Origin of the sequence: Pseudomonas sp. PA27(2017) (assembly GCF_001945445.1) — a bacterium.
Classification (GTDB): Bacteria; Pseudomonadota; Gammaproteobacteria; order Pseudomonadales; family Pseudomonadaceae; genus Aquipseudomonas.
The window spans coordinates 16,774-31,330 of sequence record NZ_MSXW01000002.1 but is presented as its reverse complement, the minus strand read 5'-3'; the positions used below and the strand labels follow the sequence as shown (position 1 = coordinate 31,330).

Sequence of the window (14,557 nt, the reverse complement as noted above, 5' to 3'; positions counted from 1 at the left end):
GGCAAAGCGTTACGTAATGTTTGCTGACGAAACTGTGCGCCAGGCCCATGCTTCGCCGCGCAAGCATGGAAGCCTTGGCGCAGAGCGGCCTAGAGACGAAAGTGCGCCGCCATGCCCTGCAATTCACGACCCAGGGCTGCCAGTTGCTGGCTGGAGCCGGCGTTTTCGTCCATCGCCGCGGCGGACTGCTCACCGAGGTCGCGAATCGACGTGACGCTGCGGTTGATGTCCTCGGCCACCGCGGTCTGCTGCTCGGCGGCGGCGGCGATCTGCTGGTTCATGCCGTGGATCACTGCAACGGCTTCGGCGATACCCGCCAAGGCCTGCTGAGTGTGCCGGGCGTCGTGCACCACCTGCTCGACCAGTTCATCGCTCTGGCGCATATCGGCCACGGACCGGGTAGCGCCAGCGCGCAGCGTACCGAGCAGCCCCTCGATTTCCTCGGTGGACTGCTGGGTGCGCCGGGCCAGCGCACGCACCTCATCGGCCACCACCGCGAACCCACGCCCCTGTTCCCCCGCCCGCGCCGCTTCGATGGCCGCGTTGAGCGCCAGCAGGTTGGTCTGTTGCGCCACGCTCTTGATCACTTCCAGCACCGCATCGATATTGCGGGTGTCCTGGCTGAGCTGTTCGATGCCTTGCCGAGTGACCGCCATGGCCGCGACCAGTTGCTCGATACGCTGCAGGGTTTCACGCACCACGTCGCTGCCCGCACCCACCCGCGAATCGGCCTGGGCGGTAGAAGCAGCAGCCTGTTCGGCGTTCTGTGCCACCTCATGGACTGTCGCCGCCATCTGGGTGATCGCCGTGGCCACCAGGTCGGTTTCCTCCTTCTGGCCACTGACGCCCTGACGCGCCTGCTCGGTGACCGAAGACAGCGTCTGCGCTGAAGTTGAAAGCTGCGCGACGCCGTCCTGCAGGCGCCCGACCATGGTGCGCAGGTCCCGCGACATGCCTTGCATGGCACCCAGCAGCTGGCCGATTTCATCACTACGCTGCACCTCGATCTCGCCGCTCAGGTCTCCGGCGGCAATGCGCTGCGCCACCGCAGTCACCTGCTTGAGCGGCCGCACGATCGCCCGGGTGATGATCAGTGTCGCCAGCAGCCCGACCAGCAAGGCTGCAGCGGCGGCGACCAGAATCAGCAGCGCGCTGGTGCGCACCAGGGTATGTACGGCGCCCTTCTGCTGGGCGTAGGTCTGGCTGACCAGTTCGACCACCTTGTCTGCCCGCTCGGCCAGCTTGGCATGCTCCTGCTGTTGCTGTTGCAGCAGGCCGGTGTACTCCTGCAGCCGCTGGTTGAAGGAGTCGATGTTACCCACCACCTCGGCGAGCACCGAGCGGTACCCCGGGTCACCCAGGGCATCGCGTAGCTGCGCGGCCTGGGCCTGGGCATCGAGTGCTTCCTGGATGTTGGTGCTTGGCACTTCACCGCTGGCACGGCTGTTTTCCAGGAGCACCCGCGCCTGTTCCAGCGCCTGCAAGAGCAGAATATGCACCTTGCCGATCTGGCCTGCCTGGGTGACGGACTCGCCGCCTTCATTGCCCTGGCTTTCCTTGAGGGCATAGATGCCATCCTCGGCCAGCCCGTCCTTGAGCAGGTCGAGGCTGTTGGCGGCGCCGACCACCAGCCATTTCGCGGCGTCCAGCGACAGACGCATGTTGTCGCTCTGCTCCACGTAGCGATCGAAGACCTGCACGTACTCAGCGATATCCCCATCGACCTGCTGCAAGGCGTCGCGCTCATCGCCGGCGACCTGATCGCGTAATTGCTGCACCTGTTCGCGCAGGGCCTGGGCCTGCTCGTGCAGGCGCTGCGTCTGCGCGGCATCGCCACTGATGATGAAGGCCTGCTCGGTTCGGCGCATCTGCGCGACCTTGTCGTTGATGTCGCTGAAGCGCTCGAGCAGGGAAAACCTGGCGCCCACGTCACGCAGGGCGAAAAAGCCGGTCGCCGCCACCACCAGGGTAAGCACCAGCACCACCCCGAATCCCAGGGACAACTTGACCGCCGTTGCCAGGCTGGCCAGTGCGCGAAGAGAAACCATTGCCGACCCTCTCGTGCTGGGCTAAAGCCCTCCAGACGGCAACAGTGAGGCACCAGACTGATGGCGACAAGCCAGCAATGAGGCGCCCGGTGCTTTTAGCTAACGCGGAGTCGTTTTCAGGATATGCCGGTCGTCGTTGAACGGCCGGGACGGTGCCGGATCCGCTACTAGAATGCCGACCTGCTGGTCGATCGCGAAGCCCTGGCGCGGGCCAGTATCCGGGGCGACCAGTGCTTTGCGCGTTCGCGTATCGAGCTCTACTGGTAGATTACAGCGGGCGCTGCAGGTCGAAGGTGTCCTGGGTGCGGCTGTAGGCGGTACCGCCAAGACGCCCCACCAGATCGAGGCGCTGCGGGTCGATGCGCCCCTTTTCATTAAGCACCTCGTCACTGATATGCGCCAACAGCACTTCGGCGAAGATCAGATGATGATTGGGCTGTTTATCCGGATAGCCCACGATCTGCGCGACCCGGCACTCGAACGCCACGGCGGCGCCCTTGACCCGCGGCGGCGCCACGCGGGTACTGGCGATCGAGTCGATACCGCAATGGACGAATTCGCTGGTGCTGCGCGGCAGGATCGCCGCGCTGGCATTCATGGCCTCGGTTTGTGCGAACGACACCAGATGGATGACCAACTCGCCGATTTCCTGGGCATTGCGCAGGGTGTCTTTCAATGCGCCGTCGTCCCGGGTGCCGACGTTGACCATCAGCGTCGCCGGGTCATCGCTGATCACCTGAAAGAAGCTGAAGGGCGCCAGGTTGGTGACGCCCTCCTTCGAAATGCTCGACACCCAGGCGATGGGCCTGGGCGTTACGCTCGATGCGAGCCAGCGGTAACGGTCCAGCGGGGTCAGGTCAGCGAAATCGAGCAGCATTGCGATCTCCGGCAATCAGGTTGCCGCAAGCTTACTCCAGTGCGCGACTCAACGGCCCGCTCGGGACTCACGAATGTAGAAACGCGCCTTCTCGGACTTGTTGGTGCAGCCGCGGTAGGCCTCGAACTGCTGCTGGGTTTTCGCCGCCGTCATCAGCGAGGCGGCCTTGGAATAGCTGACCGTACCGGCGAAACCTTCGGCCTTGGCCAGGTCGAGTTCCTGCCAGGCCGCATCGAGTTGGGTCGCGCAACTGTCACGGTAGGAAGTGGTCGCTGAGCAGCCCGCCAACAGCGCAATCGGTAAGAGAATCCAGGCTTTCATGTCGCATACTCCAGAGGTTGGCCGGCAATCAGGTTGCCGGTGTTGTGTATGACGATCGGCTAGTGAAAAAGTGCCACTATCAACCTGCGGCTCGGCGCAAAATGCGCTGCAACCTTAGCCGCAGATCAGGGAGAGCTGAATGAGCAAGAAAGTGGCTTTGGTGCTGGGCTCGGGCGGGGCGCGTGGCTATGCGCACATTGGCGTGATCGAAGAACTGGAAGCGCGTGGCTACGAGATCGGCTGCATCGCCGGGTGCTCCATGGGCGCGGTGGTCGGCGGCATCTATGCGGCCGGCAAACTCAAGGAGTACAGCGACTGGACCCAGAGCCTGGATTACCTCGACGTGCTGCGCCTGCTGGATGTCAGCTTTCGCCTGGGTGCCATACGCGGGGAGAAGGTCTTCGGGCGGATTCGCGAGATCGTTGGCGAAATCAACATCGAGTCGCTGAACATCCCCTTCACGGCGGTGGCCACCGATCTCACCAACCAGCAGGAAATCTGGTTCCAGGAAGGTTGCCTGCATCAGGCCATGCGCGCCTCGGCAGCGATCCCCAGCCTGTTCACGCCGGTGATTCAGGGCAAACGCATGCTGGTGGACGGCGGCCTGCTCAATCCACTGCCCATCGTGCCGGTGGTATCGAGCCACTGCGACCTGATCATCGCCGTCAACCTCAACTCCGCCCATCAGCAGCATTATCAATTGCCCGTTGTCGAGCGCCCGGCAGCGATCAAGGGGCGTTTCGATCAGTTGATGACCTCCCTGGGCTCGCGCCTGCCCTCGCTGCGGCGCAAGGGTGGCGAGGACGATCCCTTGCTGCTTCTCGAAGGCGGCTCGTCGCCAAAGGCACTCGAGCAGGCCGACCTGTGGCTGCAGGAACCGTTGAGCCCCCATGGCCAGCAACCGGCCGCCGCGCCACAGGACGACAGTGCGCCCAAGTCGGCCAGCGGCTCGCGAGTCGCCCATATGGCCGGGCCGGCATCGCTGCTGGAGTTGATCAACCAGAGTTTCGAGGTCATGCAGACGTCGCTGTCGCAATACAAGATCGCCGGCTACCCGCCGGACATCCTGATCAACGTGCCCAAGCGCGTATGCCGCTTCTTCGAGTTCTACAAGGCGCCGGAGTTGATCATGCTAGGCCGGCAGATCGCCCGCGACACGCTGGACAGATACGAGCGCGGCGACCGCTGAGTCGCCGCTCCGGTCACAACGGTGGCCGACGCTCCTCACGTGGCGGCAGGCCAGCCGGCGCCTTGTGCGCGACCCAATCGCTGAGCAGGCTGTAGGCCACGGCCAGCAGGGTCGGCCCCAGGAACAGGCCCATGAAACCGAAGGCCAGGATGCCGCCGAACACCCCGAGCAGCACCACGACCAACGGCAGGTTACCGCCGCGGCTGATGAGGTACGGCTTGAGGATGTTGTCCACGCCGCTGATGATGAAAAAGCCCCACACGCCGAGGAAGATCGCCATGCCGATCTCGCCCTGCCAGATCAGCCAGCCTACGGCCGGGCCCCATACCAGCGGCGGCACCATGATCAGGCTGCAGGCGAAGGTCAGCAGGCCCAGCAGCAAGGCGCCCGGAATGCCGGCGATCATGAAGCCGATGTAGGCCAGCAAGGCCTGCGCCACGGCCGTGCCGATTACCCCGTTGACCACCCGCTGCACGGTGCCGGCGACCAGTTCGAGATAGTGCTGGGCGCGGTCGCCGATCAGTCGCTCGAGCAGGCTTTCGACGAAAGCGGCCAGGCGCGGGCCATCGCGATAGAAGAAGAACACCAGGATCAGGCTCAGGGCGAGTTCGAGAATGCCGCCGCCGACCTTGGCGCTGCGCACCAGCAGGAAATTACCGACCTGACCGAGATAAGGCTGCACCGTGGCGAACAGCGCCGAGCCTTGCTGATCGAGGGTTTCCCAGATGCTCACCAGACGTTCACCCACCAGAGGCACCGAGGCCAGCCAGGCTGGCGGTGGCGGCAGACCATCGACCTGAACGTCCTTGAGCATCGCCGTGGCATCGCGAATGTGGTCGGCGAGGTTGAAGCCCAGCATCACCAGCGGCACCGCCACCAATACGATCCACACGCCGGTCAGCAAACCGGCGGCCACCGACTGGCGGCCCTTCAGCACGCGGGTCAGCCAGCGCATGACCGGCCAGCTGGCAAAAGACAGCACGGCAGCCCAGAACAGCGCGGACCAGAATGGCGCGAGCACCCACAGGCTCGCACCCAGCAACCCCAGTAGCAGAATCTGCACCAGCAAGCGGTCGTTATTCGGCATTTTTCAAAACATCCAGAAAACCAGACTCAAGCCCGTGGCACGGGCGCGCTCAACGTAGCACGTCGATGCGCAAACCGTCGCCACTGCTCTCGCCAATTTCCAGACGCGCGGCCCTGACGCGCTCTTCGATCAGCGCCTCACGCCAGGCCTCGGCATTGGCGCCGGACAGGCTGACGCGCAGGGTGCTGTCCAGGTTCAGGCTGCGTGCCAGCAGCTCCGTCCACTCCGGCTTGGGCTCGTCCTGCCGCGGCAAGCGCAGCTCGCCGGTGCTCTTGAGCTGTCGTGACAGCGTGGCCGGGGTTGGCAGCACTTTCGCCAGCGGCTGATCGGCCGCCAACAGCTCGGCGTGCAGGTAGGCGCGGCGGTTACCGCGGGTGATGCTGTACAGCGCCACGAGGCTGTTCTCGTTGGGCTCCGCCAGGCGCAGCAAGGCGTAGGCCTGCTGGTCGTCGGAGCCGTACAACGTCGAATTGCCAAACACCGAGTTGGCCCACAGGCTGCTGGAGCCGCATTCCCGGCCCTGGCACCAGTAGAGCAACTGGGCGTCCTTGTCCTGCAGGGCCTCGCGCGCCTGGGTGAACACTTCGGTGGCGCTATGGGTACGCGGCAACTCGTAGGTGACCGCGGTCAGGGCGCCCTGAACAAGTACTTCGCGCTCGTAACGCAGGCGCCCGCTGATACGGCGCACGGTTCCCTGGGGATACACGCGCTCCTGGTCGGCCTCTTCCTTGAAGGTGACGATTTCACTGCCTGCGAAGCGCGGCAACACATCGAGATCACGGCTACCGGCCACGTCGGCGCTGGCAAAGGGGCTGACCACCAGCAGTGCAAGCAGGTAACTCAGACGCATGCCGCCCCGCTTATCGCGCAAGCGAGAAGAATCGAGGGGCAGACTGGGGTGTGTAGCGCATCCGGCGCTAGGGTGTACAGGTCGGTCATGCAGTTCTCCATGGCAGTACCCGACACCTTTCCCCAGTTGTAACGGGGCGTCAAGGCGCACTCAGGAATGCTTTGAAACAGTCTGCTACGAGTTGCGCGCCCTGCTCGTCGTCCAGATGCAGATGGTGCCCGCCAGGCAGGCGATGGACAGTGATCGCCGTCTGCGCCAGCAACTCGGTCAAGTGCTCGCGAGGCGCCAGCAAGCCCTGTTCGGCCAGGACCAACTGCGTCGGGCAACGCAGCGCCATGACGAAGGCTTGCACATGGGCCATGGTCAGGCGCATGGGCGTTGTCAGGGTCAGGCGGCTGTCGGTGCGCCAGGTCAGGCCTTCCGCCACTGGCATCAGCCCACGCTGCGCCAGTAGGCAAGCCGCCTCGAAGCTGACGTGGCCGACACCGCGCTGACGTACCTGGGCGGCGCGCTCGAGGCTCGGGTACACCGGCTTGCGTTTGCCCGAAAGTGCCAGGCGCCCACGCAGCGCCTCGGCCAACGTGGCGACCGCCCCATCGGCCTCGATGGTCGGCGGCACCAGCCCATCGATCAACGCCAGGCGCTGCACGCGCTCGGGAAAGGTCGCCGCCAACAGCACCGAAACGATCGCGCCCATGGAATGGCCGAGCAGGCTGAATCGCGGCCAGTCGAGCTGCTCGGCGACCAGCAACACATCGTGCACGTAGTCCCACAGGGCATAGCCAGCGCCAGCCGGGCGGTGCGCCGAATGGCCATGGCCGGCGAAATCCACCGCGACGATGCGCAGGCCCTGAAGCTTCGGCGCCAGGCGGGCGAAGGTTGCCGCGTTGTCCAGCCAGCCATGCAGGGCGATCACCGGCGCACCGTTGGCCGGGCCGTACACTTGAGCGGCCAGTTCGATATGCGGCAGGCGCAGGCTGATTTCTTCGGGTTCGCGACTCACTGCACGCCCTCGACGGGTTTCTGCCAGCGCGTGAACAGCCGGCGGATCAACTGCGCGGTGGCGTCCGGGTGTTCAAGCGGAAACATATGCCCGCCCGGCAGCGTCAGGAACTCACCCCGCGGTGCGCGCCGTGCCATGCGCCCATGATGAGCCAGCACCACGCGGCTTTCGGCGCCCTTCACCAACGCCAGCGGCACTTGCAGCTGTTGCGGCAGCCCTGGGCTGGTGTGCGGCACGCTGCGGTAGATGTTGATTTCAGTCGCCGCTTCGAAGCTAAGGCGCAGGCCGTCTTCGTGAGGGAGCAGACCGTGCTCGACATAGGCATCCAGGCACTCCGGATCGAAGCGGCTGAACAGCGTGCGCTCGGCAAAATAACGCCGCGCCTGCTGGCCATCGATAAAAGCCTCGCGCCGCCCCAGAGTGCGCCCCGCTGGCGTAAGGCGGTCGATCAGGCCCAGGCGCTTGGCCGCCTGAATCACCAGTTGATCGAGGCGACTGAGCACCGGCGAGTCGAGCATCACCAGACCACGATAGAGATCGGGCCGACGCAACGCCGCGTGGTAATGCAGCACCCCGCCCAGCGAGTGACCTACGCCCCACACCGGTTCGGCGCACTGCTCGAGATGATGGAGCAACTCGTCGACCAGATTGCTCCAGTTGTCGTTCACCGGAAAGCGCGGGTCATGTGCGTGCTGGGCCAGGTGCTGCACCTGGTACTCCGGCGCCAGCGCCGCGAACAGCTTGCGGTAGGTGGCCGAGGGAAACCCGTTGGCGTGAGCGAAGAAGATCAGCTGGTGCATGGCAGTCGCGCTGGTGGCAGGCAGTGCATGGATTGTCAGGCAGCCCCCGGCAGGCGGCAACGCCCGTAACGGTCAGGAGAGACGACGCTCCGGCCATCTACGCGGCACGATGGTCATCTTTTCTAACGCTGCGGCGCCTGGCTGCCGTGCGGCACGATGGCCATGGTCAGCCGGGAAATGCAGCTGGGCTTGCCATCATCGCCACTCAGACGGATATCCCAGACATGAGTGGTACGGCCCAGGTGCACCGCTCTGGCCACCGCAGTGACACGCCCGCTGCGCAGCCCGCGCAGGTGATTGGCATTGACCTCCAGGCCCACGCAGAAGAACTTCTGCGTGTCGATGCACTGGTAGCTGGCCGTGGAGCCCAGGCTTTCCGCCAGCACCACCGAGGCACCTCCATGCAGCAAGCCGTAGGGTTGGTGGGTGCGGGAATCGACGACCATGCTGGCCGTCAGGGACTCGTCATCGAAGGCTTCGAAGCGGATGTCCAGCAGCTCGCCAATGGTGTTGCGCTGGCCAGCGTTCAGTTCATCGAGGTTGGGTGTCTGGCGCCAGATGCTCATGGTCGATCCTTGTTGTTTTTCGACTCGGCTCGCTCAGCGCACATCGGGGTGCGCCAGCAGTTGCAGGGACATCAGACCGGCGATCAGGTCGTCGCCTTCGAGCAGTGCCAGACTGGCCGTGTGCATGGCCAGCGGCTGCTGACGATGACCATGTACCAGGAGCCCGCCCAGGGCGCCGATGAAGGGCTGGTGAGAAACCAGCAGGATTTCTTCGCCAGCCAGGTGCTGCAGCCTGCTCAGGCTGTCGCGCGGATCGCTGTCGGGGGTCAGCCAGGCAACGGTCTGCAGCGCGCGCTCCACTGCCAGAGTGCCGCAAACCAATGCAGCCGTCTGCTGCGCACGTACGTATGGGCTGGCATAAATGCTGAGCGAGCGACCACGCAGGTGCTCGATCGACTGGCGAACCTCGTCGCGCCCATGGGCCGTGAGTTCACGCGCCGCATCGGTACGCGCCTCGGCCTCGGCCTGCCCGTGGCGCAGCAACCACAGCCTCATGCTGGCTGGCTCATAGTTTTGGCTCCTCATCCCTCACTGGGTGAGGTGCGGGCGGCACGCTATGCGCCGCCTCGCCTTGTGGCGGCCGCGGCGCCGGCCAGTCAGCGAACGGCCAGGGTTTGCTCTCGCTATTGAACGTGCCGAAGCGACCGATCTGCGCCAGGTACTGGCTGAGGCTGTCGCCAAAACTCAGCAGGCCGCCATTCGGTGCGCCATAGAAAACGCGATAGATGAGTTGCAGCAGCACGACGCCGGCCAGCAACAATTCCGCCAGTTGCCAGACGAACAGGAACAGCAGCATCCAGACGATGCGCAAGCCGATGGGCTCGCCCTTGGTGTGGTCATTCATGGTCATTGTCCTCAGAAGCCGGTAGCTGGAATGAAGTCGACATCGGTCTTGGGTTCGGCGCGCATCAGCGCCTCGATCACCTGATCCAGGGTGCGCCCTTCGAAAAGGATCGCATGCAGCCCCGCCACCAGCGGCATGTAAACCTGCAGCTCTTCGGCCTTGGCCTTGAGCACCTTGATGGTGTTTACGCCCTCGGCCACTTCGCCCAGGCGCTCGACGGCCTCCTGCAGGCTCAAACCCTCACCCAGGGCGAAACCGACCTGATAATTGCGGCTTTTCGGCGAGGAGCAGGTGACGATCAGATCGCCGACCCCCGCCAGGCCCAGAAACGTCATGGGGTTGGCGCCCAGATGCACGGCGAAGCGGGTCATTTCCGCCAGCGCCCGGGTGATCAGCATGCTCTTGGTGTTCTCGCCCATGCCCAGCGCCGCCGCCATGCCGGCGATGATGGCGTAGACGTTCTTCAGCGCGCCACCCAGCTCGACGCCGAAGCGATCGGCGCTGGCGTAGACCCTGAACGTGCGCCCGTGCAGCACTTCCTGCACGGCGCGGCAGAGTGCTTCGTCTTCGCTGGCCACCACGGTGGCGGTCAGCGTGTGCGCGGCGATTTCCTTGGCAAGGTTCGGCCCCGACAGTACGCCGATACGCGCCTGAGGGGCGACCTCCTCGATGATCTCGCTCATCAGCTTGAACGTCTGCGCTTCGATGCCTTTGGTGGTGCTGACCAATTGCTTGCCGGTCAACAACGCCGACACCGGCTGCAGGACCTGGCGCAACGCACTGGATGGCAGCGCTACGAACGCCAGCTCGCACGCCTCGAGCACTGCCGGCAGATCGGTGGTCGGCTCAACGCCGTCGAGTACTTTCACGCCTTTGAGGTAGCGAGGGTTTTCCCGCTGAGTGCGGATGGCTTCGGCCTGCACGGGGTCGCGCATCCAGTGCAGAACGCGATGCCCATTCTGTGCCAGCAGGTTCGCGATGGCGGTGCCGAAGCTGCCGCCACCCAGTACCGCGATAGGTTGCTGTTGAGTCATGACCAGTCCGTTTTGAATGCTGTGCAAGTGGCGGGCATTATACGGTTAGCAGGTTATACGACCAGTCTTGTGGCGTCGCGGCGCATTGCCGGGCATCCGAAGAGGGTCGCAATTTGGCGAAGCATGGCTGGCATTGCGACGCGGCTCGGTTAACATGCCCGCTCTGCGCGAACAGGGCCGTTGCGTGACTTTCATTATTATTCTTTATCGATATGTGCTGCTGGCGGCATCGCTCACCTGTGCCGGCCGGGCCCCATGCTGCCTAGTGGATCCGCTGCCCCGATGACCGACCACCGCCCGCACGCCAGTGCGCGCTGCCGCGCCTGGCTTAGGCGCGCCTTGGTCGTGCTCTGCTTACTCACCCCCGCGGCTCAGGCGGCGGACCTGCTGCTGAGCACGGCAGGCGATACCACCACCCTGCAGCAGTTCGGCAGCGCGCTGGCAGCGGCACGCCCCGCTGACCGCGTTCGCATCGTGCCGCTGAACGAAATGCCACCGCTCGAGCAGATGCCCGGTAATACGCGCCTGATCCTGTTCGGCCAGTCGGCACTGGCCTGGCGCCTCGAATCGTCGTATGGCCCACCGACACTGGTGCTGCAAGTCAACAAGACCCAGGCCCACGAAACCCTCGGGGGGCGTCAGCCTGCGAACCTCAGCGTGCTCTGGCAGGATCCGGCTCCCCACCGCCAGTTGCGCCTGCTCAAGCATCTGCTGCCAAGTGCCAAGCGCGTAGGCGTGCTGCATGACCCGCACAGCGAATTCCTGATCCCGGAGCTGCGACAGGCTGCCAGCGAGCTGGGCCTGCAAATCGTGGCCCAGGCCTGGCCGGACACCCGTGACAACAACCCGGTGATCCGCTTGCTCGGTGCCAGCGACGTGCTGCTCGCCGTCGCCGACGACGACCTCTACAACCCGTTGACCGCCAAGACCCTGCTGCTGACCAGCTACGGCCAGCAGCACGCGCTGATCGGTCCCAGCGCAGGCTTCGTGCGCGCCGGCAGCCTGGCCAGCACCTACGGCGACCAGAACGACTGGCTCGTCACCCTCGACCGCGTGCTCGACCAGGCGCCAGCACAGTGGCCGGCAGGGATCTACTCGAACACGTTCAAGGTGCTCGGCAACCCGCAAGTGGCACGCACGCTGGGCATCACGCTACCCAGCGATGCAGAACTCGCCCGGCATCTATCGCAAGGAGACACGCCATGAAATCGTGGCGAGGCTGGAACATCCACGTCCGTACCCAGCTCATCAGCGTCGGCCCAGCCCTGCTGCTGACCTTGCTGTTGACCGGTTTCCTGACCTTCAATCGCCTGCAGGATCTGCGTGCGGAGATCAACCATACCGGCCAGCTGATAGCCGGCCAGTTGGCCCCGGCCACCGAGTACGGCGTCATTTCCGGCAATCGGCGCGTACTGGAGTCCCTGCTCCTGGCCACATTGAAAACGCCCCACGTGCGCTTCATCGAAGTGCGCGACCGTGACGAGAACATCCTGGCCTACCTGGAACAGCCCGACCAACCGCACGTCGGTAACGGCCATCTGGACATTTTCCAGGCCCCCATCCAGCAACAGCAGATCGATCTCGATACGGATTTCGGCGAAACGCGGCCACGGGCGGCCGAGCCCCCTGACGGCGGTTATCTGGGTCGGGTGGTCGTCGGCATGTCCAGCGATGCCTTCAACTCCAGGCAGCAGGAAATTCTTCTCAAGGTCGCGGCGCTGGTGATGTTCGCCCTGCTGCTGACCTTCCTGCTGGCGCGGCGTCTGGCCAGCCGGCTATCCAGACCACTGAGCCAGATGAGCGATGCCGTCACCGCCATTCAGGCCGGTAACTATCAAGCCACGCTTCCCGAGGTCGGCGGCGGCGAACTGGCGACGCTGGCCCGGCACATCAACAACCTGGCCAACGGGCTGAACAATGCCGCTCAGGAACAGCAACAGGCCATGACCCTGCTGATCAAGGCACGCGAGGAGTCCGACCTGGCCAACCGCGCCAAGTCAGACTTCCTGGCCATGATGAGTCATGAACTGCGCACCCCCATGAATGGCGTGCTCGGCATGCTACAACTGCTCGACACCACCGAAATGAGCGAGGAGCAGCACGAATACGCCGCCTTGGCCATGGAGTCCACCGAGCACCTGCTGAAAGTGATCAACGACATCCTGGACTTCTCGCGCATCGAACGTGGCGCCCTGGAGCTGGAGCTGATCAGCTTCAACCTGCCGGCGCTGCTCAAAGCCGCCCTGCAGGCCTTCCAGCACAGCGCCCAGCAACGCGGCCTGCAACTGCGCCTGCAGCTGGACGACGGCCTGCAGGCGCCACAGGTTCAGGGCGACCCGACCCGCCTGCGGCAGATTCTGGTCAACCTGATCGGCAACGCCCTGAAGTTCACCGAACGCGGCGAAGTACGCATCGAAGCCCACTGGCAAGCTCTGGACAATCAGGTACTGTGGTTTACCTGCAAGGTGCACGACACGGGGATCGGTATCAGCGCCGAGCGCCTGGAAACCATGTTCGATGCCTTCCAGCAGGCCGACAATTCCATTTCCCGCCGCTACGGCGGCACCGGACTGGGTCTGCCCATTGCCCGCACCCTGGCCGAATGCATGGGCGGCACGCTCAAGGCGCAGAGCGAACCGGGCCGCGGTTCCTGTTTCACCCTGGAGATTCCCCTGCCCTTTTCTGCCCAACAACCGCAACTGCCCGACCATAACGCCACCAGCGCGCCCGCTGCGCAGGCCAGCCGCTCGGTGTTGCTGGTGGAAGACAACCCGGTGAATCAAACCGTGATCGAAGCCATGCTGCGCAGCCTTGGCTACCAGGTCGAACTGGTGGGCGATGGTGCCCAGGCCCTCACGGCCGTAAGGGAACGGCAATTCGCCGCCGTCCTGATGGATTGCCGCCTGCCGGTCATGGACGGTTATGAAGCCACCCGGCGTATCCGCGATCTCGGCCCGTCAGGCGGCCTACCGATCATCGCGCTGACCGCCAACGCACTGCAGGGCGACCGCGAGGCCTGCCTGCAAGCCGGAATGAACGATTACCTCGCCAAGCCGTTCAAACGCATGGAATTGCAGGACGTGCTCAATCGCTGGCTGCCGGCTGACGGTACCGCGCACTGACGCCGGTCGCGTCGCAGCCGTGCGAAATCGCGCCTCACACCGGCGTGCAACACTCGCAACCTCTAGTCAGATGGGCGAAAATACTGCACGCTTGTTGGTTGAAGTGGGCATCAAAGGGGCATCTGTGACACCATTGCCGCCTGCAGAGTACAACTGTACTCACCACACTGTGACTTTCACCACAACGCAACAGTCTATGACTAGGCTGCTGGCAGTCGCATCACTCATGCGCAGCCGGCCAGGACGATTTACCCAGCCGAGGCGCGTGGGGATTATTGAGGAGCTCGCATGACCAAACAAAACGCCTTCACCCAGGAAGATCTGTTGCGCTGCAGCCGCGGCGAACTGTTCGGCCCGGGTAATGCGCAACTGCCCGCCCCCAACATGTTGATGATCGACCGGATCGTCCACATCAGCGAAACGGGCGGCAAGTACGGCAAAGGCGAAATTGTCGCAGAGCTCGATATCAATCCTGATCTGTGGTTCTTCGGCTGCCACTTCGAAGGCGACCCGGTGATGCCAGGCTGCCTGGGCCTCGACGCCATGTGGCAGCTGGTCGGCTTCTTCCTCGGCTGGCAGGGCAACCCTGGCCGTGGTCGCGCCCTGGGTTCGGGCGAAGTGAAATTCTTCGGCCAGGTTCTGCCTACCGCCAAGAAGGTCACCTACAACATCCATATCAAACGTACCATCACCCGTTCGCTGATCCTGGCGATCGCCGATGGCACCGTGAGTGTCGACGGCCGCGAGATCTACAGTGCCGAAAGCCTGCGCGTCGGCCTGTTCACTTCCACCGACAGTTTCTAAAGGATCCTTTCC

General features: G+C 64.4%; 15 protein-coding genes. 4 read left to right on the top strand and 11 right to left on the bottom strand.

The features are described 5' to 3' along the window. Positions 1-89: 89 nt before the first annotated feature. The 3 genes from BVH06_RS00195 to BVH06_RS00185 form a co-directional block, all read right to left on the bottom strand. Positions 90-2,048: a methyl-accepting chemotaxis protein gene (locus tag BVH06_RS00195; protein WP_075932807.1), complete on the bottom strand. Its 1,959-nt coding sequence runs from the start codon at positions 2,046-2,048 to the stop codon at positions 90-92. Positions 2,049-2,316: 268 nt separating this feature from the next. Continuing rightward, a complete protein-coding gene (locus tag BVH06_RS00190) occupies positions 2,317-2,925 on the bottom strand; it encodes a flavin reductase family protein (RefSeq protein ID WP_075932806.1) in 609 nt (202 codons plus the stop codon). 48 nt (positions 2,926-2,973) lie between these two features. Next, positions 2,974-3,246, bottom strand: a complete 273-nt coding sequence (locus BVH06_RS00185) for a hypothetical protein (protein ID WP_013791667.1) — start codon at positions 3,244-3,246, stop codon at positions 2,974-2,976. 139 nt (positions 3,247-3,385) lie between these two features. Between BVH06_RS00185 and BVH06_RS00180 the strand changes: the two genes are divergently transcribed. Beyond that, a complete protein-coding gene (locus BVH06_RS00180; protein ID WP_075932805.1) occupies positions 3,386-4,435 on the top strand; it encodes a patatin-like phospholipase family protein in 1,050 nt (349 codons plus the stop codon). 13 nt (positions 4,436-4,448) lie between these two features. On the opposite strand, the gene BVH06_RS00175 is transcribed toward BVH06_RS00180, so the two are convergent. The 8 genes from BVH06_RS00175 to BVH06_RS00140 form a co-directional block, all read right to left on the bottom strand. Beyond that, entirely contained in the window at positions 4,449-5,522 is a 1,074-nt protein-coding gene (locus tag BVH06_RS00175) for an AI-2E family transporter (RefSeq protein WP_075930040.1), read from the bottom strand. Positions 5,523-5,571: 49 nt separating this feature from the next. Continuing rightward, the gene (locus tag BVH06_RS00170; protein WP_075932804.1) at positions 5,572-6,372 is read right to left on the bottom strand and encodes a DUF4892 domain-containing protein; all 801 of its coding nucleotides are present in this window, start codon (positions 6,370-6,372) and stop codon (positions 5,572-5,574) included. Between the two features lie 139 nt (positions 6,373-6,511). Continuing rightward, the gene (locus BVH06_RS00165; protein WP_075932803.1) at positions 6,512-7,375 is read right to left on the bottom strand and encodes an alpha/beta hydrolase; all 864 of its coding nucleotides are present in this window, start codon (positions 7,373-7,375) and stop codon (positions 6,512-6,514) included. Further along, a complete protein-coding gene (locus tag BVH06_RS00160) occupies positions 7,372-8,175 on the bottom strand; it encodes an alpha/beta fold hydrolase (protein ID WP_075932802.1) in 804 nt (267 codons plus the stop codon). Before BVH06_RS00160 ends, BVH06_RS00165 begins: the two co-directional genes overlap by 4 nt. Positions 8,176-8,297: 122 nt before the next feature. Then, positions 8,298-8,741, bottom strand: a complete 444-nt coding sequence (locus tag BVH06_RS00155; protein WP_075930036.1) for a hotdog fold thioesterase — start codon at positions 8,739-8,741, stop codon at positions 8,298-8,300. 33 nt (positions 8,742-8,774) lie between these two features. After that, positions 8,775-9,236 carry a phosphohistidine phosphatase SixA gene (gene sixA, locus BVH06_RS00150; protein WP_075930035.1) on the bottom strand — a complete coding sequence of 154 codons (462 nt, stop codon included), beginning with the start codon at positions 9,234-9,236 and terminating at the stop codon, positions 8,775-8,777. A 10-nt stretch (positions 9,237-9,246) separates the two neighbouring features. Continuing rightward, positions 9,247-9,585 (bottom strand): DUF4389 domain-containing protein, encoded by a 339-nt coding sequence (locus BVH06_RS00145; RefSeq protein WP_075930034.1) that lies wholly within the window; start codon positions 9,583-9,585, stop codon positions 9,247-9,249. Positions 9,586-9,596: 11 nt separating this feature from the next. Continuing rightward, complete coding sequence (locus BVH06_RS00140) at positions 9,597-10,619, bottom strand: NAD(P)H-dependent glycerol-3-phosphate dehydrogenase (RefSeq protein WP_075932801.1); 1,023 nt, start codon at positions 10,617-10,619, stop codon at positions 9,597-9,599. 282 nt (positions 10,620-10,901) lie between these two features. Here BVH06_RS00140 and BVH06_RS00135 point away from each other — a divergent pair, with 282 nt between their 5' ends. From BVH06_RS00135 to fabA, 3 genes are all read left to right on the top strand, one after another. Beyond that, a complete protein-coding gene (locus BVH06_RS00135) occupies positions 10,902-11,825 on the top strand; it encodes an ABC transporter substrate-binding protein (protein ID WP_075932800.1) in 924 nt (307 codons plus the stop codon). Then, positions 11,822-13,741 carry an ATP-binding protein gene (locus tag BVH06_RS00130; RefSeq protein ID WP_075932799.1) on the top strand — a complete coding sequence of 640 codons (1,920 nt, stop codon included), beginning with the start codon at positions 11,822-11,824 and terminating at the stop codon, positions 13,739-13,741. The genes BVH06_RS00135 and BVH06_RS00130 overlap by 4 nt, the downstream gene beginning before the upstream one ends. 288 nt (positions 13,742-14,029) lie before the next feature. Further along, positions 14,030-14,545, top strand: a complete 516-nt coding sequence (fabA, locus tag BVH06_RS00125; protein WP_013791679.1) for a 3-hydroxyacyl-[acyl-carrier-protein] dehydratase FabA — start codon at positions 14,030-14,032, stop codon at positions 14,543-14,545. Positions 14,546-14,557: the final 12 nt, after the last annotated feature.

Excerpts from the sequence above, each read along its gene's own strand:
- BVH06_RS00195 (WP_075932807.1), bottom strand. The coding sequence starts at position 2,048 with ATGGTTTCTCTTCGCGCACTGGCCAGCCTGGCAACGGCGGTCAAGTTG.
- sixA (WP_075930035.1), bottom strand. The coding sequence starts at position 9,236 with ATGAGGCTGTGGTTGCTGCGCCACGGGCAGGCCGAGGCCGAGGCGCGT.
- BVH06_RS00160 (WP_075932802.1), bottom strand. The coding sequence starts at position 8,175 with ATGCACCAGCTGATCTTCTTCGCTCACGCCAACGGGTTTCCCTCGGCC.
- fabA (WP_013791679.1), top strand. The coding sequence starts at position 14,030 with ATGACCAAACAAAACGCCTTCACCCAGGAAGATCTGTTGCGCTGCAGC.
- BVH06_RS00155 (WP_075930036.1), bottom strand. The coding sequence starts at position 8,741 with ATGAGCATCTGGCGCCAGACACCCAACCTCGATGAACTGAACGCTGGC.
- BVH06_RS00170 (WP_075932804.1), bottom strand. The coding sequence starts at position 6,372 with ATGCGTCTGAGTTACCTGCTTGCACTGCTGGTGGTCAGCCCCTTTGCC.
- BVH06_RS00190 (WP_075932806.1), bottom strand. The coding sequence starts at position 2,925 with ATGCTGCTCGATTTCGCTGACCTGACCCCGCTGGACCGTTACCGCTGG.
- BVH06_RS00145 (WP_075930034.1), bottom strand. The coding sequence starts at position 9,585 with ATGAATGACCACACCAAGGGCGAGCCCATCGGCTTGCGCATCGTCTGG.
- BVH06_RS00175 (WP_075930040.1), bottom strand. The coding sequence starts at position 5,522 with ATGCCGAATAACGACCGCTTGCTGGTGCAGATTCTGCTACTGGGGTTG.
- BVH06_RS00140 (WP_075932801.1), bottom strand. The coding sequence starts at position 10,619 with ATGACTCAACAGCAACCTATCGCGGTACTGGGTGGCGGCAGCTTCGGC.
- BVH06_RS00130 (WP_075932799.1), top strand. The coding sequence starts at position 11,822 with ATGAAATCGTGGCGAGGCTGGAACATCCACGTCCGTACCCAGCTCATC.
- BVH06_RS00135 (WP_075932800.1), top strand. The coding sequence starts at position 10,902 with ATGACCGACCACCGCCCGCACGCCAGTGCGCGCTGCCGCGCCTGGCTT.
- BVH06_RS00185 (WP_013791667.1), bottom strand. The coding sequence starts at position 3,246 with ATGAAAGCCTGGATTCTCTTACCGATTGCGCTGTTGGCGGGCTGCTCA.
- BVH06_RS00180 (WP_075932805.1), top strand. The coding sequence starts at position 3,386 with ATGAGCAAGAAAGTGGCTTTGGTGCTGGGCTCGGGCGGGGCGCGTGGC.